The organism is Rhodococcus sp. PAMC28707, assembly GCF_004795915.1.
GTDB lineage: Bacteria > Actinomycetota > Actinomycetes > Mycobacteriales > Mycobacteriaceae > Rhodococcoides.
In genome coordinates, this window is record NZ_CP039253.1 from 872,391 (window position 1) to 893,702 (window position 21,312).

The 21,312-nt window shown below is 60.9% G+C and carries 29 protein-coding genes; 4 read left to right on the top strand and 25 right to left on the bottom strand.

Features of this window, described 5'->3' with window-relative positions:
- The first annotated feature begins 58 nt into the window (after window positions 1-58).
- On the top strand, window positions 59-1,744 hold the full coding sequence (gene eccE, locus E5720_RS04040) for a type VII secretion protein EccE (RefSeq protein ID WP_247596158.1): 1,686 nt from the start codon (window positions 59-61) through the stop codon (window positions 1,742-1,744).
- Here the strand turns inward: eccE and E5720_RS04045 are convergent.
- From E5720_RS04045 to rplN, 22 genes are all read right to left on the bottom strand, one after another.
- Window positions 1,714-2,271, bottom strand: coding sequence for an NAD(P)H-dependent oxidoreductase (locus tag E5720_RS04045; RefSeq protein WP_136172437.1), 558 nt, complete (start codon window positions 2,269-2,271; stop codon window positions 1,714-1,716). The two genes, eccE and E5720_RS04045, sit on opposite strands and share 31 nt — an antisense overlap.
- 51 nt (window positions 2,272-2,322) lie before the next feature.
- The gene (gene truA / locus E5720_RS04050; RefSeq protein WP_136169576.1) at window positions 2,323-3,213 is read right to left on the bottom strand and encodes a tRNA pseudouridine(38-40) synthase TruA; all 891 of its coding nucleotides are present in this window, start codon (window positions 3,211-3,213) and stop codon (window positions 2,323-2,325) included.
- A gap of 5 nt (window positions 3,214-3,218) precedes the next feature.
- Window positions 3,219-3,809 (bottom strand): 50S ribosomal protein L17, encoded by a 591-nt coding sequence (gene rplQ, locus E5720_RS04055; protein WP_136169577.1) that lies wholly within the window; start codon window positions 3,807-3,809, stop codon window positions 3,219-3,221.
- 34 nt (window positions 3,810-3,843) lie between these two features.
- Window positions 3,844-4,908, bottom strand: coding sequence for a DNA-directed RNA polymerase subunit alpha (locus E5720_RS04060; protein WP_084348463.1), 1,065 nt, complete (start codon window positions 4,906-4,908; stop codon window positions 3,844-3,846).
- Window positions 4,909-5,005: 97 nt separating this feature from the next.
- Window positions 5,006-5,611, bottom strand: coding sequence for a 30S ribosomal protein S4 (gene rpsD / locus E5720_RS04065; protein WP_136169578.1), 606 nt, complete (start codon window positions 5,609-5,611; stop codon window positions 5,006-5,008).
- 21 nt (window positions 5,612-5,632) lie between these two features.
- The gene (gene rpsK / locus E5720_RS04070) at window positions 5,633-6,046 is read right to left on the bottom strand and encodes a 30S ribosomal protein S11 (RefSeq protein ID WP_084348465.1); all 414 of its coding nucleotides are present in this window, start codon (window positions 6,044-6,046) and stop codon (window positions 5,633-5,635) included.
- The gene (rpsM, locus tag E5720_RS04075) at window positions 6,046-6,420 is read right to left on the bottom strand and encodes a 30S ribosomal protein S13 (RefSeq protein ID WP_084348466.1); all 375 of its coding nucleotides are present in this window, start codon (window positions 6,418-6,420) and stop codon (window positions 6,046-6,048) included. Before rpsM ends, rpsK begins: the two co-directional genes overlap by 1 nt.
- Window positions 6,421-6,634: 214 nt before the next feature.
- On the bottom strand, window positions 6,635-6,748 hold the full coding sequence (rpmJ, locus tag E5720_RS04080; protein WP_136172438.1) for a 50S ribosomal protein L36: 114 nt from the start codon (window positions 6,746-6,748) through the stop codon (window positions 6,635-6,637).
- Between the two features lie 106 nt (window positions 6,749-6,854).
- A complete protein-coding gene (infA, locus tag E5720_RS04085) occupies window positions 6,855-7,076 on the bottom strand; it encodes a translation initiation factor IF-1 (protein WP_005140011.1) in 222 nt (73 codons plus the stop codon).
- A 415-nt stretch (window positions 7,077-7,491) separates the two neighbouring features.
- A complete protein-coding gene (gene map, locus E5720_RS04090; protein WP_136169579.1) occupies window positions 7,492-8,286 on the bottom strand; it encodes a type I methionyl aminopeptidase in 795 nt (264 codons plus the stop codon).
- Window positions 8,286-8,840: an adenylate kinase gene (locus E5720_RS04095; RefSeq protein WP_136169580.1), complete on the bottom strand. Its 555-nt coding sequence runs from the start codon at window positions 8,838-8,840 to the stop codon at window positions 8,286-8,288. The genes map and E5720_RS04095 overlap by 1 nt, the downstream gene beginning before the upstream one ends.
- Window positions 8,837-10,159, bottom strand: a complete 1,323-nt coding sequence (gene secY / locus E5720_RS04100) for a preprotein translocase subunit SecY (RefSeq protein ID WP_136172439.1) — start codon at window positions 10,157-10,159, stop codon at window positions 8,837-8,839. Before secY ends, E5720_RS04095 begins: the two co-directional genes overlap by 4 nt.
- A gap of 295 nt (window positions 10,160-10,454) precedes the next feature.
- Window positions 10,455-10,898: a 50S ribosomal protein L15 gene (gene rplO, locus E5720_RS04105; RefSeq protein ID WP_084348470.1), complete on the bottom strand. Its 444-nt coding sequence runs from the start codon at window positions 10,896-10,898 to the stop codon at window positions 10,455-10,457.
- A 2-nt stretch (window positions 10,899-10,900) separates the two neighbouring features.
- Window positions 10,901-11,080, bottom strand: a complete 180-nt coding sequence (gene rpmD, locus E5720_RS04110; protein ID WP_084348471.1) for a 50S ribosomal protein L30 — start codon at window positions 11,078-11,080, stop codon at window positions 10,901-10,903.
- On the bottom strand, window positions 11,080-11,751 hold the full coding sequence (gene rpsE / locus E5720_RS04115; protein WP_088943009.1) for a 30S ribosomal protein S5: 672 nt from the start codon (window positions 11,749-11,751) through the stop codon (window positions 11,080-11,082). Before rpsE ends, rpmD begins: the two co-directional genes overlap by 1 nt.
- Before the next feature lie 34 nt (window positions 11,752-11,785).
- Window positions 11,786-12,202 (bottom strand): 50S ribosomal protein L18, encoded by a 417-nt coding sequence (rplR, locus tag E5720_RS04120; protein WP_136169581.1) that lies wholly within the window; start codon window positions 12,200-12,202, stop codon window positions 11,786-11,788.
- A gap of 1 nt (window position 12,203) precedes the next feature.
- Complete coding sequence (rplF, locus tag E5720_RS04125; protein ID WP_084348474.1) at window positions 12,204-12,743, bottom strand: 50S ribosomal protein L6; 540 nt, start codon at window positions 12,741-12,743, stop codon at window positions 12,204-12,206.
- 14 nt (window positions 12,744-12,757) lie between these two features.
- The gene (rpsH, locus tag E5720_RS04130; protein WP_084348475.1) at window positions 12,758-13,156 is read right to left on the bottom strand and encodes a 30S ribosomal protein S8; all 399 of its coding nucleotides are present in this window, start codon (window positions 13,154-13,156) and stop codon (window positions 12,758-12,760) included.
- A 498-nt stretch (window positions 13,157-13,654) separates the two neighbouring features.
- Window positions 13,655-13,840 carry a type Z 30S ribosomal protein S14 gene (locus E5720_RS04135; RefSeq protein ID WP_084348476.1) on the bottom strand — a complete coding sequence of 62 codons (186 nt, stop codon included), beginning with the start codon at window positions 13,838-13,840 and terminating at the stop codon, window positions 13,655-13,657.
- 4 nt (window positions 13,841-13,844) lie between these two features.
- Window positions 13,845-14,417 (bottom strand): 50S ribosomal protein L5, encoded by a 573-nt coding sequence (gene rplE / locus E5720_RS04140; protein WP_084348477.1) that lies wholly within the window; start codon window positions 14,415-14,417, stop codon window positions 13,845-13,847.
- Window position 14,418: 1 nt separating this feature from the next.
- A complete protein-coding gene (gene rplX / locus E5720_RS04145; protein WP_084348478.1) occupies window positions 14,419-14,736 on the bottom strand; it encodes a 50S ribosomal protein L24 in 318 nt (105 codons plus the stop codon).
- A complete protein-coding gene (rplN, locus tag E5720_RS04150; RefSeq protein ID WP_084348479.1) occupies window positions 14,737-15,105 on the bottom strand; it encodes a 50S ribosomal protein L14 in 369 nt (122 codons plus the stop codon). It abuts the gene before it with no gap.
- 250 nt (window positions 15,106-15,355) lie between these two features.
- Here rplN and E5720_RS04155 point away from each other — a divergent pair, with 250 nt between their 5' ends.
- From E5720_RS04155 to E5720_RS04165, 3 genes are read left to right on the top strand one after another with little or no spacing between them, the layout of a single operon-like run.
- The gene (locus tag E5720_RS04155) at window positions 15,356-16,426 is read left to right on the top strand and encodes a DUF559 domain-containing protein (RefSeq protein WP_168708275.1); all 1,071 of its coding nucleotides are present in this window, start codon (window positions 15,356-15,358) and stop codon (window positions 16,424-16,426) included.
- A complete protein-coding gene (locus E5720_RS04160; protein WP_136169583.1) occupies window positions 16,423-17,052 on the top strand; it encodes a hypothetical protein in 630 nt (209 codons plus the stop codon). The genes E5720_RS04155 and E5720_RS04160 overlap by 4 nt, the downstream gene beginning before the upstream one ends.
- Window positions 17,052-20,225, top strand: a complete 3,174-nt coding sequence (locus tag E5720_RS04165) for a DUF87 domain-containing protein (RefSeq protein ID WP_168708276.1) — start codon at window positions 17,052-17,054, stop codon at window positions 20,223-20,225. The genes E5720_RS04160 and E5720_RS04165 overlap by 1 nt, the downstream gene beginning before the upstream one ends.
- Before the next feature lie 148 nt (window positions 20,226-20,373).
- Here the strand turns inward: E5720_RS04165 and rpsQ are convergent, their stop codons facing one another.
- The 3 genes from rpsQ to rplP are packed head-to-tail and all read right to left on the bottom strand — an operon-like array spanning window position 20,374 to window position 21,310.
- The gene (gene rpsQ, locus E5720_RS04170; protein ID WP_084348482.1) at window positions 20,374-20,652 is read right to left on the bottom strand and encodes a 30S ribosomal protein S17; all 279 of its coding nucleotides are present in this window, start codon (window positions 20,650-20,652) and stop codon (window positions 20,374-20,376) included.
- Window positions 20,649-20,894, bottom strand: a complete 246-nt coding sequence (rpmC, locus tag E5720_RS04175) for a 50S ribosomal protein L29 (RefSeq protein WP_072806568.1) — start codon at window positions 20,892-20,894, stop codon at window positions 20,649-20,651. The genes rpsQ and rpmC overlap by 4 nt, the downstream gene beginning before the upstream one ends.
- Window positions 20,894-21,310: a 50S ribosomal protein L16 gene (rplP, locus tag E5720_RS04180; RefSeq protein WP_084348483.1), complete on the bottom strand. Its 417-nt coding sequence runs from the start codon at window positions 21,308-21,310 to the stop codon at window positions 20,894-20,896. The genes rpmC and rplP overlap by 1 nt, the downstream gene beginning before the upstream one ends.
- Between the last annotated feature and the right edge of the window lie 2 nt (window positions 21,311-21,312).

The window sequence follows — 21,312 nt, forward strand, 5'->3', positions numbered from 1 at the left end:
AATTTTGTCTGCGCCAACACGTTCGCGTGAAAGATCGGGGTCGGGTGACAACCGCCAGATGTCCGCGCGTTCCTCGATGTACTTCGTTTCGCTGCGCATTCCCAGGATCGCCAGATTGGTTGCACTCGAGACGGTCCTTGCGCTCGGCGTGGCAATCGCGGTGGCGTTCGACGCCTCGCTTGCCGTCATCGTGTCGGTCGCCGCACCCGCAACGGCAGTTCCATTTCTGGTGATCGCCGGGCGGCCGGTCCTCGACTGGGCCACCACAGCGTCTCGGTACGCATCGCGCACGACATCGAATCCCGGAGTCACACAGGACTACTCAGAAGACGATGGTCGAGCAGCCGGAATTCACTGGCGAGGTGGAACCCTATCGTGTGTTCTCGAACTACACCCTCCCAGTTCGGCGATGACAAGGCTCGGCCGTGCGGAAGCATCCACCGATACCGGCCTCGACCTCTCTGCACTGGCCGAGTGTCTTTCTCAGCACGATATTTTCGTGAGCAGCATCGACATCGTCGCTCACGGTATGCGCACAGCGTCGGGTACACCGGCAACCGACGTATACGAACGATTGATCGGGCCGCTTCCAGCAGTCGCCACGCGCACGGTGTGGGTCACCGTCACGCTGGAGATCTCGTGCAATCGTGCTGCGATCGACGCGCGCGGAGGCGGCCGATTGGGGGCATCGCGTGCTGTGTGGGTCGCAACCGAACGGGTCGCCCGCGCCCTCGAGGCGAGGGGAATCAGTTCGCGGATGCTGGTGCGCAGCGAGATTCAGTCCACGGCTTCCCACATGTGTCGGGGTGTCGCCGCCAACCGTCTGACCGAGAACTGGGGATCTGCACCACTTCCCGGTGTGATCGACACCGGATTCGGGTTCGACTGTCGCCGAATCGATACCGCTGTCCTCACCGAGTTGTGGGCAATTCCGTCGCTGTCGACAACGATCGCGTTTCGCCTGACCCCGGGTTCGAGCTACAGCCGTGTGCGCATCAGTGGCGCATGCCGTTTCGTGAATCGTGGGGCCACTCCCCGACCCGACATACCCGGCGCTGTATCGATGAACGGGCGCCACCGTGAAGCATTGATTGCCTCCCTCCCCCTCGCAATCATCCCTCGTGACCATGCAGAACCTGTCCGAGACCTTCCCTACGACATCGTCGAGCGCCTGGACATTCCGATCTCCGGGTGCGGCCAGCTTCTCGGGTCGGACACTGCAGGCCATGGCGTCGCAGCACGGGTATACGGAAGAGGCGTCGACACCGTGTTGGTGGCAGGCGAACTGTATTTGGCTCAGCAACTCGTATTTCGCGCACTCTCGACCGGTGCACACGTTCTGATCAGATCCGATCGACCACACGCATGGGGACCCCTCGTCGACTCGATCGCGACACCGGACAGGCTACTCATCGACGGCGGCCCACACCGAGGCACACGAGGATTCGATGTACTCGTGCAGGATTTCGCCGACGCCGTCGTGGTGCCCGCGCGCTCGCGACCAGACGGCACCACGGTGATGACCGTGACCGAACGACCACCTCGCGAACCGATGTCGGATCCCGACCTCTCCATCGTCCAACCCGGCGCCGCAGGTGACCGCATCACGGTTCGCGCCGGTCGAAACGAAACCGAGCTCATGCTCGTGACGATTTCCCAGGAAACCGCGTTCATCGGCAGGCCCCGCAGCGTGCGGAGCGCCGTCGATCTCACTCAGCCAGGATACGGAAACGCTCTCGACTGAACTTTCGATGCCGTTGCCCACCAATGCAATTGGCTCAACATACGGCCGGCAGCGTCGACCGCCGCACCGTCGTCGGCACGACCGTTCTCATCGAACGCGGTGCGTACCCGGTGAAAGCCGACACTGTCGCGGACCGCCACCATGTGCAACTCTGCAGCCACCTGACGCAGTTGCTCCGTTGCGCGCAGTCCTCCACCCAGTCCGCCGTACGACACGAATCCGATCGGCTTGCCCCGCCACTGATATTTCACAGTATCGAGTGCTGTCTTGAGTGCCCCAGGATATCCATGGTTGTATTCGGGCGTAACCACCACCACCGCATCGACCGCGCCGATCGCCGCTGCGAACGCCTCCCCTGCAGGAGACGGCGACAAGTCCACGGGGAGCGCGGCATCCATCAGGTCGATCTTCGTAGCCACGACGTCGCTGCGCTCGGAAACGGTCCGCAGGAACCAATCGGCAACGACGGGCCCGACCCGTCCTGGACGGACGCTGGCTAGGACGACGGCAAGTCCGATCGGATCCATGGTCACGGTGAAAGTCTAGTAGCCCGGTTCCACCATCGACCGACCGATCGGCTAACAGCACCCGCCAGGCTGGGTGATGGCCGAGCGCACTTCGCGTGTCGCCTCGTTCCGCGCTACGAGGTCACCCTCGGCCGGATAGTCGACAGCCATCAGCGACAGTCCGTGCGCCGGCGCGACGGTTACTTCACTCGACCGCGATCGCGTATTCAGTAGCGCTTCGGTCCACTCCGGAGTCCGACGACCTTCACCCACTGCCTGCATCGCTCCCACGAGACTGCGAACCATGGACCAGCAGAACGCGTCGGCGCTGACGTGGGCACTGACGCGGTCGCCAGTGCGTTCCCAGTCGAATCGTTGGAGCTCGCGTACGGTGGTCGCACCGTCTCTGCGCTTACAGAATGCCGCGAAATCGTGCAGGCCCAACAACCTCGACGACGCGTCGCGGATCGCACCGAGGTCTATCTCTCGCGCCCATCCCACCACGCCTCGCACTTCGAGTGGGTCGACTCCGTAGCGAGCGGTACTGAACCTGTATTCGTAGTGCCTGCGAAGCGCGGAAAAGCGCGCATCGAAATCTTCCGACACGACCGAGATCGCCTTCACCCGAACATCGGTGGGCAAGAACCTCGCCATCCGGCGTACCAAACGCTCCGGCTCGTCGATACCACCGACGACATCGAAGTGTGCAACTTGCCCGAAAGCGTGCACACCGGCGTCGGTTCGGCCTGCGACCGTCAGCTCGATGCGCTGCCTCAGCACGGTCGAAAATGCGTCCTCCAGTACTCCGCACACAGTCCTGATGCCGGGCTGTCGTGCCCAGCCGGAGAAATCCGTACCGTCGTACGCAATGTCCAAGCGAAGACGGGTGGCGGACCGCAAAGAAGCGGACCCGCCATCCTCGGAAGGAATGGCGGGCCCGCTTCGGTCGTGCGATGAGGTCAAGGGAACTAGTCCTTCTTGCCCTGTGTTTCAGTCGACACGGCCTCGGCATCGGCGGCGTCCGACGCGTGAGCGTCGTTGTCCTCGATACCATCGACTACAGCTTCGGCGTTCTCGACCTCGGCCTCGGTCGCGTCGGCCTCGACAGCCTCGACGACGTTGTCCGCGGCAGGTGCCTCGGCAGCTGGCGCAGCCTGCGAAGCCTTCACGCGGCGAGCGCGATCTGCTTCGTTGGACACCGTCTGCTCGTTGACGAGCTCGATGATGGCCATCGGCGAGTTGTCACCCTTGCGGGGAACTGTCTTGATGATGCGCGTGTAGCCACCGTCGCGATCGGCGAAAAACGGCCCGATCTCGGCGAAGAGCTTATGTACGACATCTTTGTTGTTGATGATCTTGAGAACCTCACGACGATGAGCAAGATCGCCATGCTTTGCATGGGTCACGAGCTTCTCGGCGTGGGGACGAAGGCGCTTGGCCTTCGACTCGGTGGTGGTGATGCGGCCGTGCTCGAAGAGTGCCGTCGCGAGGTTGGCCAAAATGGCCTTCTGGTGCGACGCCGACCCGCCGAGACGGCGGCCCTTGGTGGGCTTGGGCATGTTGAATCTCCTAGTAAGAGCTCCAGCGAGCTGGTTACAGCTGTTCTGTCTCGGCGTAGTCCTGCTCGGCGCCTTCGCTTTCAGCGAAGGATCCGGCGTCGGTGTCGCTCCACGTACCCGTGGTGGCGTCGTATCCGGGCACGGTCGTCGGATCGAAGGACGCGGGGCTGTCCTTGAGTGAAAGACCAAGCGAGTGCAGCTTGACCTTCACCTCGTCGATGGACTTCTGTCCGAAGTTACGAATGTCCAGCAGATCGGACTCGGTACGACCAACCAGCTCGCCGACGGTGTGAACACCCTCGCGCTTGAGGCAGTTGTAGGAACGGACTGTGAGGTCCAGATCCTCGATAGGGAGTCCGAAGGAAGCAATGTGATCGGCCTCGGCGGGCGAGGGTCCGATCTCGATTCCTTCTGCTTCGACGTTCAGCTCACGGGCGAGGCCGAAGAGCTCAACCAGGGTCTTGCCCGCCGAAGCGAGCGCGTCCCGCGCGGTGATGGAGTTCTTGGTCTCCACGTCGAGAACGAGCCGATCGAAGTCGGTGCGCTGTTCGACGCGAGTGGCCTCCACCTTGTACGTGACCTTGAGCACGGGCGAGTAGATCGAGTCGACCGGGATACGGCCGATTTCGGCGCCTGATGCCTTGTTCTGGACGGCAGGGACATAGCCACGACCGCGCTCGACTACGAGTTCGATCTCCAGCTTGCCTTTGTCGTTCAAAGTCGCGATATGCAGATCTGGGTTGTTCACCGTGACGCCGGCCGGAGGAACGATGTCGCCTGCGGTGACAGCGCCTGGGCCCTGTTTGCGGACGTACATGGTGACCGGCTCGTCCTCTTCGGAGCTCACGACGAGGCCCTTGAGGTTCAGGATGATGTCGGTGACATCTTCCTTGACTCCCGGAACAGTGGTGAACTCGTGGAGAACGCCGTCGATACGGATGCTGGTGACAGCAGCGCCGGGGATCGACGACAGCAGGGTACGGCGGAGCGAGTTGCCGAGTGTGTAACCGAAGCCAGGCTCGAGCGGCTCGATGACGAATTTCGAGCGATTGTCGGCGATGACCTCTTCGGTCAGCGTCGGGCGCTGTGAAATGAGCATTGTGTGTTCCTCCTGTACGGACGTCCGCTATTTGACGTCCAGGTATGGAGACGCATACGCATGTGAACTTCTCGAAAGCTCACATGCGTGGTGCGTCTTACTTCGAGTAGAACTCGACGATGAGCTGCTCCTGGAGCGGCACATCGATCTGTGCGCGCTCCGGCACCCGGTGAACGAGGATGCGAAGACGGTTCGGAACTACCTGCAACCATGCGGCCACCGGACGATCCCCGTAGCTCTCACGAGCGATCTGAATCGGCAGTGTCTGCACGGACTTCTCGCGGACATCGATGATGTCGTACTGCGAGACACGGTAGCTAGGGATGTCCACTCGCTTGTTGTTCACAAGGAAGTGACCGTGGGTGACCAGCTGGCGTGCCTGACGGCGTGTGCGTGCCAGACCAGCGCGGTACACAACGTTGTCGAGACGCGTCTCCAGGATTGTCAACAAGTTCTCACCGGTCTTGCCGGGGCGACGGTTGGCTTCCTTGTAGTAGAGACGGAACTGCTTCTCCATGACGCCGTAAGTGAAGCGAGCCTTCTGCTTCTCCTGCAGCTGGAGCAGGTACTCGCTCTCCTTGATCCGCGCGCGGCCATGCTGGCCGGGCGGGTAGGGACGACGCTCGAATGCCTGGTCGCCTCCAACAAGGTCAACGCGCAGACGACGAGACTTGCGGGTGATAGGACCGGTATAACGTGCCATTTTCTAAACCTTTCCTTCCCGCTAGACCCGACGCCGCTTCGGCGGACGGCAACCGTTGTGCGGCTGGGGGGTGACATCGGAGATGGTGCCGACCTCCAGGCCTGCGGCCTGAAGCGAACGAATAGCGGTCTCACGGCCGGAGCCGGGACCCTTGACGAACACGTCGACCTTCTTGACACCGTGTTCCTGCGCCTTGCGAGCAGCACTCTCGGCTGCAAGCTGGGCCGCGAACGGAGTCGACTTACGCGAGCCCTTGAAGCCCACGTGGCCCGAGGACGCCCAGGAGATGACGTTGCCTGCGGGGTCGGTGATCGAGACGATCGTGTTGTTGAACGTGCTCTTGATGTGAGCAGATCCGTGCGGGACGTTCTTCTTGTCCCTGCGACGCGTCTTCTGTGTCTTCTTAGGACCTGTACCGCGTGCTTTAGGTGGCATTACTTCGCCTTCTTCTTGCCGGCAATGGTGCGCTTGGGGCCCTTGCGGGTGCGCGCATTGGTCTTGGTGCGCTGTCCTCGGACGGGCAGACCGCGACGGTGGCGAAGGCCCTGGTAGCAGCCGATTTCGATCTTGCGACGAATGTCGGCCTGAACCTCGCGGCGCAGGTCGCCCTCGACCTTGAGGGACTCCTCGATGTACTCGCGGAGCTTGCCCAGATCTTCATCGGACAGGTCCTTGCTGCGCAGGTCGGGATTGACCCCTGTCGCAACCAGGATTTCCTTGGAACGGGTACGGCCAACGCCGTAAATGTATGTCAGTGCGATCTCCATGCGCTTTTCGCGCGGAAGATCCACACCTGCGAGACGTGCCATGTGGCAATCCTTTTCGTGTCCGGAGGTCTGCTCCCAGTCCGTCCCCTGTGCCTCTGTACTGCTGAAGACGGATCCTTCTCGAAGCAACCGTCTTCTAAAACTCAGTGGGGCCCCGGCCTCCGTGCCGGGGGTATGCCGCGACGCGTATGTCGCGGTTGGTGCTGGGAGGTCATCTTCTAGCTATGTGCCAAGCAGAAAGCGAAATGCTCGGTGGTTATCCCTGACGCTGCTTGTGACGCAGGTTGTCGCAGATCACCATGACTCGCCCGTTACGGCGGATCACCTTGCATTTTTCGCAGATCTTCTTGACGCTCGGATGAACCTTCACGTCGTTGATCTCCTGTGTGTAGCTCGTGCGCATCGGCCCGTTCAGAAAGAACGAATCGACACGTTCGAGCATGGTTCTCTTCGACCGGACCTGGCCGAAGAAGCTCTTACTTGTATCGGTAAACGATGCGCCCACGCGTGAGGTCATATGGAGAGAGCTCCACTACGACGCGATCCTCGGGAAGGATACGGATGTAGTGCTGCCGCATCTTCCCACTGATGTGAGCGAGTACCTTGTGGCCGTTTTCGAGCTCGATGCGAAACATCGCATTGGGCAAGGGTTCGACAACTCGGCCCTCTACCTCGATGGCGCCGTCTTTCTTTGCCATATCCTCCGCGATCCTGGCTTTGTACACCTGGTTGATTGCATATGTGATTCGTTTACCGTGATGCTCACGCCGCCGCTAAGCCGAGGCTGGCGACTTCAACTTTCAGAACCGGCAACATCCATTGCACGAGCAGCAATTTCAATTGTCTGAGCTGGCAGTTTCGGCCGGTCGGCCGCTAGTCAACTTACGCAGGCATGCGAGCAACCGGCGCGCATGGCGCACCGTCGACCTATGTTACCGGCAAACCCTCACCAGGCCAAATGAGGCCATCCGTAAGTGAGCGAAAGAAGCGGAGAATCGTCCGAATCGGCCTTGATAGGCCGCGCCCGAAGCGCCGCAGAATCGAGACGCCTGTCACCCGAGATCAGGTCTGCAAACGTCGACGAACACACTGCGATGCGGCGGCCGAAAAAATTCAGGGGCGCAGAGTCAGGATCCGGGGGCCGTCGTCCGTGACCGCAACGGTGTGCTCCCAATGTGCCGCTCGCGAGCCGTCAGTTGTCACCACGGTCCAGTCATCGGACAGGATCTCGGTCTCGTAGGTACCGAGTGTGAGCATCGGCTCGATTGCCAATGTCGATCCCACCACCAGTTCAGGCCCCTTGCCCGGAGCGCCCTCGTTCGCAAGGAACGGGTCCATATGCATTTCACGTCCGATGCCGTGACCGCCGTAACCGTCGACAATTCCGTAAGCGCGACCGTGAGCCTTTTCTGCCGCGCGTGTTCCGCTTTCGATGGCGTGCGAAATGTCGGTGAGCCGATTTCCTGGGAGCATCGCTGCGATTCCAGCTTCCATCGACAACCGCGTCGCTTCGCTGAGCAAAGCGTCGGCCTCGATGAGGTCTCCGATTCCGAACGTCCACGCCGAATCGCCGTGCCAACCATCGAGAACTGCACCGCAGTCGATCGAGATCAGATCTCCGACAACGAGGATGTCCTCGGCCGACGGGATTCCGTGCACGACTCGGTCGTTGACGGACGAGCAGATACTTCCGGTAAACCCGTGATACCCCAGGAAGGAAGGGACCGCACCAGCGTCACGAATGACAGCCTCGGCCACCCTGTCCAATTCGAGGGTCGATACTCCGGGCTTGGCCGCATTCCGCACGGCTACCAACGCTGAACCGACGATCGCGCCTGCTGCAGCCATCGCGTCCAACTCGCCCGCGGTGCGGAACGGCACTACCTTACGTTTACGACCGAAAGCCATCAGTTGTCGAGATCCTCGATCGCCTTCAACGCGCGTGCGCTGACTTCTTCGACCTCACCGATTGCATCGACGGTGAGGATCCGGTCCTTGTAGTAGTCGAGCAGCGGCGCCGTCTCATCGCGGTAGACCTTCAGCCGGTTACGAATGACGTCCTCTTTGTCGTCGGCGCGCCCACGGGAAAGCATGCGAGCAACCACGACGTCTTCGTCGACGATGAACGACAACACACCATCGAGCTTTGCACCCATATCGGCAAGGATGGCCACGAGTGACTCTGCTTGACCCACCGAGCGCGGAAATCCGTCGAGGAGAAAACCGTTGACGGCATCCGGTTCCGCCAAGCGACTACGAACCATATCGACGGTGAGTTCACTCGGTACGAGATCTCCGGCATCGAGGTATTTCTTCGCCTCGATCCCGAGGGCGGTCTTCTCGCCGATGTTCGCGCGAAAGAGATCGCCGGTCGAGATGTGAGGTACACCCAGCTTCTCGGACAGGATCTCGGCTTGGGTGCCCTTGCCGGCACCGGGAGGACCAAGAAGAACAAGTCTCACTTGAGGAACCCTTCGTAGTTGCGCTGCATCAGCTGACTTTCGATCTGCTTCACGGTATCGAGGCCGACGCTGACCATGATCAGCACAGCGGTGCCACCGAACGGCAGGTTCTGTGCGCCGCCGGAGCTCCCGATGTCGAGGAACAGGTTGGGCAGAACGGCAATGGTGCCCAAGTAGATAGCGCCCGGCAACGTGATGCGGCTGAGCACATAGTTCAGATAGTCGGCGGTCGGCTTACCCGGTCGAATACCCGGGATGAAACCACCGAACTTCTTCATCTCATCCGCACGTTCCTCTGGATTGAACGTGATCGCGACGTAGAAGTAAGTGAAGAAGACGATGAGTCCGAAGTAGATGGCGATGTAGACCGGATTCGCCGGGTTGACCAGATACTCGTTGATGATCCGCTGCCACCAGCTCGGATCCGTCGCCGTACTGGCGGAGGTGAGCTGTGCAATCAGATTGGGCAGGTACAGCAGCGAGGACGCGAAGATCACCGGGATGACACCAGCCTGGTTGACCTTCAGTGGAAGATACGTCGACGATCCGCCGTACATCTTTCGGCCGACCATCCGCTTGGCGTATTGCACCGGAATTCGACGCTGCCCCTGCTCGACGAACACAACGCCGGCGATTATGAGTAGTGCAGCAACGCACACCAGACCGAATACGAGCCCTCCGCGGCTGTCAAGGATGGACTTGCCTTCGGACGGGATGCGCGAGGCGATGCCTGCGAAGATCAGGAGCGACATGCCGTTTCCGACTCCGCGCTCGGTGATGACCTCGCCGAACCACATCACCACTGCAGCACCTGCGGTCATGACGAGGACGATGATCATCAGACCGAAAATGCTCTTGTCGGCAATGATGTCCTGCTGACAGCCCTGGAGTAGTTGGCCGCGGGACGCGAGTGCCACCAGACCGGTCGCCTGCAGGATCGCCAAAGCGATCGACAGGTAACGCGTGTACTGGGTCATCTTCGCCTGGCCCGACTGGCCCTCCTTGCGGAGTTCCTCGAACTTGGGGATGACGACGGTCAACAACTGCACGATGATGCTCGCCGTGATGTACGGCATGATGCCGATCGCAAACACGGACAGCTGTAGCAGCGCGCCACCGGAGAACAGGTTGATCAGCGAGTAGATACCGGCTTGATCGCCGCCTGATACCTCATCGATGCACGCCTTGACGTTGGCGTAATCCACGCCTGGGGATGGGAGCGTAGCGCCGAAGCGATACAGGGCAACCAACCCGAGGGTGAAAAGGATCTTCCGTCTCAGGTCAGGAGTCCTGAGGGCCGACACGAAGGCGGAAAGCAAAGATCCTCCTGGCACGACTGCGTTGGTGGTCGGTGTCTGCGGAGCCGTTACCGGCCTCGGCGACACTCGACCATGGACTGCGAACGATATGTATCGTCCGCATCGAAAAGCACTTCCATGAACTCTAGAACTCTAACAGTGTGCAGCAGTCGACCTGTCGGTCAGTCGCCCCCTACCCGGCCGGGCGATGCAAGAGATGCCGGTGAGGCAGCGATGGCCGCAGCGTTGGCCCGTTAAGGCTTGTCGCTGCGGCCATCGACACACGATGAGCTCACTCGACCAAAGTCGAATGTGGCTAGACCTCGGTTACAGAACCGCCGGCTGCGGCGATCTTTTCCTTGGCAGAACCAGTGAACTTGTTGGCGGAGATATCGACCTTGACCGATATCTTGCCGTCGCCGAGCACCTTGACGGGCTCGTTCTTGCGGACTGCACCCTTGGCGATCAAGTCAGCAAGGCTGACCTGGCCACCTTCGGGGAAGAGCCGCTCGATGTCGCGAAGGTTCACAACCTGAAACACGACGCGGTTGGGGTTGGTGAACCCCTTGAGCTTCGGAAGCCGCATCTGGAGAGGCATCTGCCCACCCTCGAAGCGTGCCGGCACGTTCTTGCGAGCGCCGGTTCCCTTGGTACCGCGACCTGCGGTCTTACCGCGCTTGCCGCCTTCACCACGGCCGACGCGAATCTTCGTCGACTTGGATCCGGGCGCTGGGCGAAGATGATGGAGTTTGATGGTCATGGTTAGACCTCCTCAACTGTTACGAGGTGGCGCACCTTGTTGACCAGACCGCGATTTTGCGAGTTGTCCTCGCGGAGGACCGTCTGGCGAATGCCTTTGAGTCCGAGAGTCCGCAAGGTATCACGCTGTGTTGCGCGCTGGCCGATGGTGCTTCTGATCTGGGTGACCTTGAGCTGCGCCATTACTTGACCGCTCCTGCCTGTGCACGTGCACGCAGCATTCCGGCTGGTGCAACCTCTTCGAGGGTCAGACCGCGACGAGCCGCGACTTCCTCGGGACGCTGCAGACCCTTGAGTGCTGCGACGGTGGCATGCACGACGTTGATGGCGTTGTCGCTACCGAGCGACTTCGACAGAACGTCGCGGATCCCAGCGCACTCCAGCACGGCACGGACAGCACCACCGGCGATGACGCCGGTACCGGGGCTGGCCGGACGCAACATGACAACGCCCGCTGCTGCTTCACCCTGGATCGGGTGCGTGATGGTGCCGGCGATCATCGGAACGCGGAAGAAACTCTTACGAGCTTCCTCGACACCCTTCTGGATTGCTGCAGGAACTTCCTTGGCCTTGCCGTAGCCGACGCCGACCAAACCGTTGCCGTCTCCGACGATGACGAGGGCGGTGAAGCTGAAGCGACGACCACCCTTGACCACCTTGGAGACGCGGTTGATGGCAACCACGCGCTCGATGAAGTTCGACTTGTCGGCAGCGTTTCCGCCACGCGAGTTGTCGCGACGGTCACGACCACCGCGGTTGTCACCGCGCTGGCTGTTGTCACCGCCGGCTGCGTTCGGGCCACTGTTCTGTCCGGCGGGGCCGCTTCCGCCGTCACGCCGTTGACGTCCCGGCATCAGGCTGTCCTTCCGTTTTCGGTCATTGTCATCATCAGAACGTCAACCCGCCTTCGCGAGCTGCGTCTGCCAGAGCCGCGATGCGGCCGCTGTAGCTGTTTCCGCCGCGGTCGAATACGACAGCGTCGATTCCGGCAGCCTTCGCACGGCTGGCGATGAGCTCGCCCACCTTGGCGCTGACGGCCTTCTTGTCGCCATCGAGTGCACGCACGTCGGCTTCGATGCTCGAGGCGCTCGCGAGCGTACGGCCCGCAAGATCGTCGACCAGCTGGACGTGAATGTGACGCGAAGAACGGTTGACGACCAAGCGAGGACGCTCGGGCGTTCCGGAGATCTTCTTCCGAAGGCGGAAATGACGGCGTGCCTTCGACAGGCGACGCTTCGTCGATACGTCCGTGCCGCGCGGAGTGCGCTTCACGACGTTCGCTTTGTCTGCTGTTTGCTGGCTCATATCACTTACCCGTCTTCCCGACCTTGCGGCGGATAACTTCACCCTCGTAGCGGATGCCCTTACCCTTGTACGGGTCGGGGCGCCGCAGACGACGGACGTTGGCCGCGATCTGGCCGACCTTCTGCTTATCGATGCCGATGATGGTGAATCGCGTGGGCGACTCGACCGTGAACGTGATGCCCTCAGGTGCTTCGATCAGCACGGGGTGGCTGTAACCGAGCGCGAACTCGAGGTCCTTGCCCTTCACCACAACGCGGTAACCGACGCCGTGGATCTCCATCTTGGTGGTGTAACCGTTGGTGACACCGGTGATGAGGTTTGCTACCAGCGTGCGCGAAAGGCCATGCAGCGAGCGACTACGACGATCGTCGTCCGGACGGGTGACAGCGAGAGTGCCATCTTCCGACCGAGCAATCTGAATGGGTTCGGCGATCGTCAACTCGAGGGCACCCTTGGGGCCCTTGACCGCGATGTTCTGCCCGTCGATCGTGATGTCAACGCCCGCGGGGACCGTGACCGGCAATTTTCCAATACGTGACATGGTGGTGGCCTCCCCTACCAGACGTAGGCGAGGACTTCTCCGCCCACACCCTGCTTGGCCGCCTGACGCTCCGTGAGCAAGCCTGTGGACGTGGAGATGATCGCCACGCCCAGGCCGCCGAGAACCTTGGGCAGATTGGTGGATTTTGCGTATACGCGAAGACCGGGCTTCGAGATACGACGGATGCCTGCGAGGCTGCGCTCGCGGCTGGGTCCGTATTTGAGGTCGACGATGAGGGTCTTGCCCACCTCGGCGTCCTCGGTGCGGAAATCTGCGATGTAGCCCTCACGCTTGAGGATGTCGGCGATATTCGCCTTCAACTTCGAGTGGGGAAGCTTCACCTCGTCGTGGTACGCCGAATTGGCGTTACGCAGACGGGTCAAGAAGTCTGCAATTGGATCGGTCATCGTCATGGTGTGACCTGTGCACCTTTCTCGTAGCGGTTCCCATGCAGCACGCGCGAGCTGGTGCCCCGTACAGGGCCTGACTCGTCACATCGTGGGCCTACAGCGAAGTGAACATGTCCTGACCGACTGTTGCCGGTCAGGGGTTGCGCTCCTGGCAATGCATCACTGCACTGCCTGGTGTTACGAGCTTCCGTGTAGGAGAACTCGAGGTTTGCGTTCGATATTGCAAGAACTCGCGTGCAGGCACGACGAAGCCCGGGCAACCGCTCTAGTGTAGGGAACCGGTCGCCATTCTCAAAATCGGTCGTGGTACGGGACTCGAGGACACCAGGCGAGATCGATCCGGAAGGCACGGCGAGTTCATCGGTTCCATGCGGCGTCTTCGCCGGAGCCCGAGGTGTCGGTACCGTCGTGTCCGGACTCGCATACAACAAAACGAGCGTGGGTCCCAGTTCAGGGACCCACGCTCGTCAACGTGGTGCGATGAGGCCCGAGGGCCTCAGATCACCAGGAACTCTTGCGAACGCCGGGAAGTTCTCCAGCGTGTGCCATCTCGCGAACACAGATTCGGCACAGGCCGAACTTGCGGAATACTGCGCGGGGACGGCCGCAGCGGTTGCAACGTGTGTAACCTTGCACCGCGAACTTCGGCTTCTTGTTGGCCTTGTTGACCAATGCCTTCTTCGCCATGGACTCAGTTCTCCTTGAACGGGAAGCCGAGGTGCTTGAGCAACGCACGGCCTTCTTCGTTGTTGGTTGCGGTGGTCACCACGGTGATGTCCATGCCGCGCGGACGATCGATCTGGTCCACGTCGATCTCATGGAACATCGACTGCTCGTTGAGGCCGAACGTGTAGTTTCCGTTGCCGTCGAACTGCGTGCCGGAGAGGCCGCGGAAGTCCCTGATTCGGGGAAGGGCAATGGAGGTCAGCCGGTCCAGGAATTCCCACATGCGGTCGCCACGAAGTGTGACGCGGGCGCCGATGGGCATGCCTTCACGGAGCTTGAACTGAGCGATGGACTTGCGAGCCTTGCGGATCTCCGGCTTCTGACCGGTGATCGCTGCGAGGTCGGCAACTGCACCGTTGATCAGCTTGGCATCACGGGCGGCGTCGCCGACACCCATGTTGACGACGACCTTGACGACGCCGGGGATCTGCATGACGTTCTCGTATGCAAACTCGGTGTTCAGTGCGTCTTTGATCTCGGCGCGGTAGCGCGCCTTGAGGCGAGGCTGTACGCCCGCGGTGTTCTCAGTGGTAGTCATCTCAGATGTCCTTCCCGTTTTTCCGGGAAATCCGAACGCGCTTGCCGGTCTCCTCGTCGGTCCGGTAACCCACACGCGTCGGGTTTCCGTCCGAATCGACTACTGCAACGTTCGATACGTGGATCGGGGCTTCCTGCGTGACGATGCCGCCCGAAGACGCGCCTCGCTGGTTGGAAGAGACCGCAGTGTGCTTCTTGATGCGGTTGACACCCTCGACGAGAACCTTGTCATTGTCCGGGTAGGACTGAATGACCTTGCCCTTCGCGCCCTTGTCTTTGCCTGCGATCACGAGAACAGTGTCGCCCTTGTGCACCTTCATTTACAGCACCTCCGGGGCGAGCGAAACGATCTTCATGAACTTCTTCTCGCGCAGCTCACGGCCGACTGGGCCGAAGATGCGGGTTCCACGAGGATCGTTGTCCGGCTTGATCAGCACGGCAGCGTTCTCGTCGAAACGGATGTACGAGCCATCCGGACGGCGACGCTCCTTGACGGTGCGGACGATGACGGCCTTGACGATCTCGCCCTTTTTGATGTTTCCACCGGGAATGGCATCTTTCACCGTAGCTACGATGATGTCGCCGATTCCGGCGTAGCGACGTGACGAGCCACCGAGAACGCGGATGCAAAGGATTTCCTTCGCGCCCGTGTTGTCAGCGACGCGTACTCGCGACTCCTGCTGAATCACTAACTTCTCCTAGACCTGGATTTGCTTACGCGGCGGATTTCCGTCCCGACGCGCGCGGTCGGCTGCCAGGGCGGCAGTGGCACAAAGACACACCGCTGCCTCAGGCAACCGGTCAAGTGTAGGGGAGACAGCCGACAGAGTCCAAATCGGCGAGTCCGAGGGAGACAACTCGTTGCACGAAGAGAAACGGACCACCGGTATGGTTTCGCGATGTGTATGCGCATCGCAAGAGCAAACCGGTGACTTTGGCATGACGACTGGGCACGTCGACACTTGGGGTCTCCCCCTCGATCGAGCCGTCTGCCTCGTGGGCGCACCCGGAGATGCGATCGCCGTCGCACTCGAGGATCTGTCGGACACGGCTCCCGCCTTGATTCGAGTTCATGTCGAGCCGAGGGATCGTCCGTCCGAGGTTATCGAGCAGGTGCTTTCGGCCTTGACTGGGATCGCGATCGAACTGTTTCCTGCATGGTTGCCTGACGCATCGTCGATCACCGGTCGCAGCTCGCTGGATTTCGTCGCGGTTCGGATCCACGCACGTCACTTGGCCTCGAACAGCGATCACTACGGCCCGTTCCTGGCGAATCTCGCCGAACGATCCCTCGGCAACAAGGCAACGGGACGTCCGTTCTCCGACGCCGAGGTCGCGGAAGGCTTGGCCGGCATCCTCGGTGCCAGTTGGCAACGTGAACAGGTCGCGCTTCTGGTGGGTTCGGACGAGCTGTCACCGATGCAGCAGCATGCTTTCGCGGCCGCATCGGAGTGGCTGGCCGCCCGCGGGTTCGCCGTATGGCTCGTCGACAATCCAGTGCCCACCGTCGATCGCCTGTCCAGCGTGTTCGTGACGTTGCCACGAGAACTACTCGACGTGGACGACACCGGCCAGCGCTCTCGAACGAGGCCCCCAGTCGAGTATTGGGCCGTCGCTGGAAGGCCTCACCCGGGCAGCAACGTCGAAAAAAGCGTCGACCGGGAGCTTTCCAAGCATTCGTGGGCCACGAACCGGCGACTCAATCACCTTTTCCAGTACAACGACATCGCGCAGAAGTACTTCCTCGACATCGTGTGGCTCGAAGACCTGTTCGCCGTCGAGTTGGACGGTCACGAACATCGGTCCGCCTGGAGTAAGGCCAAGGACGACAGGCGTGACGAAATTCTTCGTGGCGTGGGCTTCGAGATTCTGCGTATTCCCAACGAGCGTGTGCATGCGGACGTATGGCAGGTTGTCGACGAGATACAGGCTGCGCTCTACCGACACCGCATCTTCCGTGACTCCGATCCGAACACACTTACTGCCACGAAAGAAGGATCACTCCAGTGACAACCGAGCTGACATTCGTCGAACGAACCACACTGCTCGTACTGATGGCGGAATCTCGGCCACTGAAGCTCACGGAGTTGAGGACTCTCGGCTCCGAACTGAGCGCCAAGTCACGGGACAAGCTGCTCGGGGACGAACTGATCGAGGTCGAGAAGGTCGGCCGCGGAATGGTTCTCGACCTCACGGACAAGGGATGGGCACGCGGAAGCCAGGAATTCGGTGCTCCGGCCCCGTCGCAGGCCAGCCGCAGCGGCGGCAAGACTTTGTACACCCTGCTGCGTGCAATGCGCCGATATTTCGATCGCGTCGGGATCGAACCCAATGAGGTGTTCTTGCCCGCAACAGCGGACACAGCACAGGACGGCGCGGACCCTGAAAACCTGGTTCGAGACAGTTATCAGCGCCTTGCCAGTGAGCCGCGTGCATGGGTCTCGCTGACGCGACTTCGCGAGTCTCTGCAGACCATGGATCGATCGGTGCTGGACGCGGCTCTGAGTTCGCTCTACCGCGCCCAGGAAATCAACCTGATCCCCGAAGCGAACCAGGCGACCTTGACCGAGACCGACCGCACCGCAGCACTCCATATCGGTGGTCAGTCGCGTCACATGATGAAGATCGACCGCTGATGTCCATGGACGCCGAGCAGTACGCAGCACTCTCCTCCATTCAACTGACCTGGGCCCCCACCCCCGACGATGTCTGGCGCACCAACGAACTTCACGTCGATGGAATGAACGAAAACTCACTGAGCAGCGTCATGCGGTCGTTCGACGAAGCTGATACACGCTCGACCTCGAAACCGTTGGGAGTGGTTATCCAGGGAGCCGCCGGGTCGGGAAAGACTCATATGCTGGGCCAAGTTCGTGACAAGGTTCAAAGCGCCGGCGGATACTTCTTCTTGATCGAATTGCTCGACGAGAAAGTTTTCTGGGACTCCGTCCTGCACGGAATACTCACCGACATCGAGAGACCGACACCAGGTTTCGACAGCCAACTCGAGAAGCTTCTCTGGGATCTCGGCACCGACGTCGGACTCGGTCGCATGGAATGCCGGGCTCTGCAGGGCGAGCGCACCGTCAGCCCCGATTTGATATCGCAGTTCATCGATCGACTGCGTCGCAAGTACCCGGACCTCAAACAAGCACGTCACACACTGCGGGCGCTGGTATTGGCAGCGAGCGCTGACTTCGACCTGCAGGATCTGGGCGACGCGTTCCTGCGGTCGAACGATGCACTCGACCACGAGCAGCGGACGTACTGGGGTCTCCCCAATGCCGTGCTGACCTCACAACAAGTGGCCGTCGATATTTCATGGCTGCTTTCGCTGAGCGCGCCCACTGTCGTTGCTGTCGATCAGATCGACACCCTGATAGCACAGTCGCGGATGCAGAGCGATCCGAAAGGAGTATTTACTGCCGAACAGGGCACCCAGCTCGACAATATCGCTCATGGCCTGATGGGGCTGCGGCAGAACCTTGTTCGTACCGTCGCCGTTATTTCACTCCTACCCAGTGCATGGACTTTCATTGCCGACAACACGGTCGAGTCGGTCAAAGACCGCTTTCACGTGGCCGAGTCACTGCATCAGATTCCGACGAGAGAGATCGGCGTCGAGATCGTCGCCAAGCGCTTCGCAGCCCGATACGAGGAGGCCGGATTCACTCCTCCACATCCGACGTGGCCCATCGCGCCCGAAGCATTCGACGATGTGAATCTCTACAATCCGCGCACCTTGCTGCGCACCGTGGACGATCACATCCAACATTGCCTACGCAACAACGACATCACCGAACTTGCAACCCTTAATCCAGCCGTCCCGCCGCCGATGACGTCGTCTCCTCCCCCAGGCGATTTCGCAAACCTCGATGCCCGATTCGCCGAACTGCTTGCAGTGGAAGATCTCTCAGCACTCGACGCCGACGCCGAGGACGACACGGTGCCCTCTTTACTCGGCGCTGGACTCGATGCCTGGATCACCGAAACCGGCACCGTCGAGCACAAATTCACCCGCGATGCCGAACCCGGGCGTAAACCGTCCCTTCACGGGCGGATACGGAGAATCCTGGACGACGTCACGGACGACCAAGAGCACTGGGGCTTTCGCGCGATTGCCGCCACCCATCCGATCTCCGTCCAGAACAGGATCCAAAAGGCCTGTACTGCTGCTGGATTGACGCAGGGAACCGACAAGCGACGTCTGGTGATCCTGCGCTCTTCGCCCTGGCCGAGTGGGCCCAAGACCGCAAAGACGGTGCAAGCCTTCGAGGATGCGGGCGGGATCGTCGTCTCGTTCACCGAAAGCGATGTCCTCGCGCTGTCCGCCTTGAAAACCCTTGCCGCCGAGAAGGACGAAAACCTGCAGTCGTGGCTGGTTGCCAGACAGCCCGCGCACAAGATTGCCCTGTTCCGCGACGTCCTTCCGAAGACGCCGGTTCTCGACGAAGGCGCGAGAGCGACTACCGTCGTTCGCCCATCGGCTACCGATCCCGGCCTGTTTCCTGCTACCGACGCGCGTACCGGAGAACAGGCTCCGGTACCGGCTGTGCCGGGGCCTCCAGCACAGCCGCTCTCGGACACGGCGATTCCGCTGGGAACACCGACAGAAGGTGGGCCCGAGGTCAGTGTCGAACTGGAGACACTGCGCAAGCACACCGCAATCTTCGCCGGGTCCGGTTCCGGCAAAACGGTTCTCATCCGTCGCCTTCTCGAGGAGTGCGCACTCAAAGGCGTCTCGGCAATCGTGCTCGATCCCAACAACGATCTGTCGAGGCTGGGCGTCGAGTGGCCCAGCGGTGCTCGCACTTGGACGGGCGACGACGAAGCCAAAGCATCGGACTATTTCTCCAACAGCGAGGTAGTCGTGTGGACACCTCGTCGTAGTGCCGGTCGAGCGTTGAGCTTCCAGCCTCTGCCGAATTTCGCGGAGGTCATCGACGATCCCGACGAATTCGACTCCGCTGTGGAGAGTGCCTTGTCGTCGTTGGCTCCACAGGCAATGGCAGTGGGCGGGACGGCCAAGAGTCGACAGATGATGGCGGTGCTTCGCCAAGCGCTGGTCGACTTCGGCCATCGTTCGCAGGGAAACCTGGACGATTTCATCGACCTCCTCGAGAACTTTCCGGACGGCGCCAGCACCCTCAAGAACGGTGTGAAGATTGCTGCCGACCTCGCAGAAAACTTGAAAGCGTCCACCACTACCGATCCCCTGTTCGGCGGTGCTGGATCATCGGCAGATCCAGGCATGCTGCTCACTCCCAACGCAGGAAAGGGCGCACGAATCTCGGTCATCAACATGTCAGGACTGACGACAGCATCGCAAAAGGAGAACTTCGTCAACCAGCTTCAGATGGCACTGTTCGCATGGATCAAGAAGAACCCGGCAGGCGATCGGCCGCTCGGTGGATTGTTCGTGCTCGACGAGGCTCAGAACTTCGCCCCATCGGACCGTACGACGATATGCCTCCACAGCACTCTTGCGCTGGTGTCACAGGCCAGGAAGTACGGACTGGGGATGGTCTTCGCGACACAGGCACCGAAGGGTCTCAACAACAAGATCCCGGGAAACTGTGGCACACAGTTCTACGGTCGACTCAACGCACCGGTACAAATCGAGGCTGCCAAGGAAGTTGCGCGGGTCAAGGGCGGAACGATCCCCGACATCGGCAAGCTCCCCGCCGGCGAGTTCTACGCAGCGGTCGAGGAGTCCTCGTTCGTACGAACCAGAACCAGGCTCTGCCTGTCGTATCACCCGAAGAGTCCACCGACCGAGGAAGAGGTCATCCAATTGGCGCAAGGATGAGGTAACCGGACTGGTTGCACTGGAAACATCCGCCCACGAAAAGAACAGCGCTGCTGTGCGCGGCCTACCGTGAATCCAGTGCGCTTGCTTGAACACAGCAAAGCCCCCGTCCACGATAGCGAACGGGGGCTTTGTTGTTTGCTGCTACTTACTTGGCCTTTTCGAGAACCTCTACCAGACGCCAGTGCTTCGTGGCGGACAGCGGACGGGTCTCCATGAGCTGAACGCGGTCGCCTACACCGGCGACACCGTTCTCGTCATGAGCCTTGACCTTCGTGGTACGACGGATGATCTTGCTGTAGAGAGGGTGCTTGACCCTGTCTTCGAGCTCGACGACGATCGTCTTCTCCATCTTGTCGGAGACGACATAGCCGATCCGAATCTTGCGGTTGTTGCGTGTTTCAGTCACTGTCTTTTCCTCGCTCATGCCGCGTCACCTGCAGTGTCCTCGGCAGGACCGGTGGCCAGACCGAGCTCGCGCTCACGCAGCACCGTGTAGATACGAGCAATCTCGTGGCGTACTACGCGCAGGCGACGGTTGTTGTCCAACTGTCCGGTCGCCATCTGGAAGCGAAGGTTGAAAAGTTCTTCCTTCGACTCGCGCAGCTTGTTGACCAATTCTTCACCGGTGAGCTCACGGAGCTCTGCGGCTGGGGTTCCGGTAGCCATCAGAACTGCTCCTCCCGGGTGATAATGCGTGCCTTGATAGGCAGCTTGTGGATGGCGCGAGTAAGTGCCTCACGCGCAACGGTGTCGTCCGGGTACGAGAGCTCGAAGAGCACGCGACCCGGCTTGACGTTCGCAATCCACCACTCGGGCGAACCCTTACCGGAACCCATGCGGGTCTCGGCAGGCTTCTTGGTGAGGGGGCGGTCCGGGAAGATGTTGATCCAGACCTTGCCACCACGCTTGATGTGGCGAGTGATCGCGATACGAGCAGCCTCGATCTGACGGTTCGTGATGTAGGCGGGCTCGAGAGCCTGAATGCCGTAGTCACCGAACGTCACAGCGGTTCCGCCCTTGGCGGCACCCGAACGTCGCGGGTGGTGCTGCTTGCGGTGTTTGACCCGCCGTGGGATCAACATCG

Bases quoted from the DNA above. Each gene is read 5' to 3' on its own strand.
- eccE (WP_247596158.1), top strand. From the start codon at position 59: ATGTCCGCGCGTTCCTCGATGTACTTCGTTTCGCTGCGCATTCCCAGG.
- E5720_RS04045 (WP_136172437.1), bottom strand. From the start codon at position 2,271: ATGGATCCGATCGGACTTGCCGTCGTCCTAGCCAGCGTCCGTCCAGGA.
- rplQ (WP_136169577.1), bottom strand. From the start codon at position 3,809: ATGCCCAAGCCCACCAAGGGCCGCCGTCTCGGCGGGTCGGCGTCGCAC.
- E5720_RS04060 (WP_084348463.1), bottom strand. From the start codon at position 4,908: ATGCTCATTTCACAGCGCCCGACGCTGACCGAAGAGGTCATCGCCGAC.
- rpsD (WP_136169578.1), bottom strand. From the start codon at position 5,611: ATGGCACGTTATACCGGTCCTATCACCCGCAAGTCTCGTCGTCTGCGC.
- rpsK (WP_084348465.1), bottom strand. From the start codon at position 6,046: ATGCCACCTAAAGCACGCGGTACAGGTCCTAAGAAGACACAGAAGACG.
- rpsM (WP_084348466.1), bottom strand. From the start codon at position 6,420: ATGGCACGTCTCGCAGGTGTGGATCTTCCGCGCGAAAAGCGCATGGAG.
- infA (WP_005140011.1), bottom strand. From the start codon at position 7,076: ATGGCAAAGAAAGACGGCGCCATCGAGGTAGAGGGCCGAGTTGTCGAA.
- map (WP_136169579.1), bottom strand. From the start codon at position 8,286: ATGGCTTTCGGTCGTAAACGTAAGGTAGTGCCGTTCCGCACCGCGGGC.
- rplO (WP_084348470.1), bottom strand. From the start codon at position 10,898: ATGACCATCAAACTCCATCATCTTCGCCCAGCGCCCGGATCCAAGTCG.
- rpmD (WP_084348471.1), bottom strand. From the start codon at position 11,080: ATGGCGCAGCTCAAGGTCACCCAGATCAGAAGCACCATCGGCCAGCGC.
- rpsE (WP_088943009.1), bottom strand. From the start codon at position 11,751: ATGCCGGGACGTCAACGGCGTGACGGCGGAAGCGGCCCCGCCGGACAG.
- rplR (WP_136169581.1), bottom strand. From the start codon at position 12,202: ATGAGCCAGCAAACAGCAGACAAAGCGAACGTCGTGAAGCGCACTCCG.
- rplF (WP_084348474.1), bottom strand. From the start codon at position 12,743: ATGTCACGTATTGGAAAATTGCCGGTCACGGTCCCCGCGGGCGTTGAC.
- rpsH (WP_084348475.1), bottom strand. From the start codon at position 13,156: ATGACGATGACCGATCCAATTGCAGACTTCTTGACCCGTCTGCGTAAC.
- E5720_RS04135 (WP_084348476.1), bottom strand. From the start codon at position 13,840: ATGGCGAAGAAGGCATTGGTCAACAAGGCCAACAAGAAGCCGAAGTTC.
- rplE (WP_084348477.1), bottom strand. From the start codon at position 14,417: ATGACTACCACTGAGAACACCGCGGGCGTACAGCCTCGCCTCAAGGCG.
- rplX (WP_084348478.1), bottom strand. From the start codon at position 14,736: ATGAAGGTGCACAAGGGCGACACTGTTCTCGTGATCGCAGGCAAAGAC.
- E5720_RS04155 (WP_168708275.1), top strand. From the start codon at position 15,356: ATGACGACTGGGCACGTCGACACTTGGGGTCTCCCCCTCGATCGAGCC.
- E5720_RS04165 (WP_168708276.1), top strand. From the start codon at position 17,052: ATGTCCATGGACGCCGAGCAGTACGCAGCACTCTCCTCCATTCAACTG.
- rpsQ (WP_084348482.1), bottom strand. From the start codon at position 20,652: ATGAGCGAGGAAAAGACAGTGACTGAAACACGCAACAACCGCAAGATT.
- rpmC (WP_072806568.1), bottom strand. From the start codon at position 20,894: ATGGCTACCGGAACCCCAGCCGCAGAGCTCCGTGAGCTCACCGGTGAA.
- rplP (WP_084348483.1), bottom strand. From the start codon at position 21,310: ATGTTGATCCCACGGCGGGTCAAACACCGCAAGCAGCACCACCCGCGA.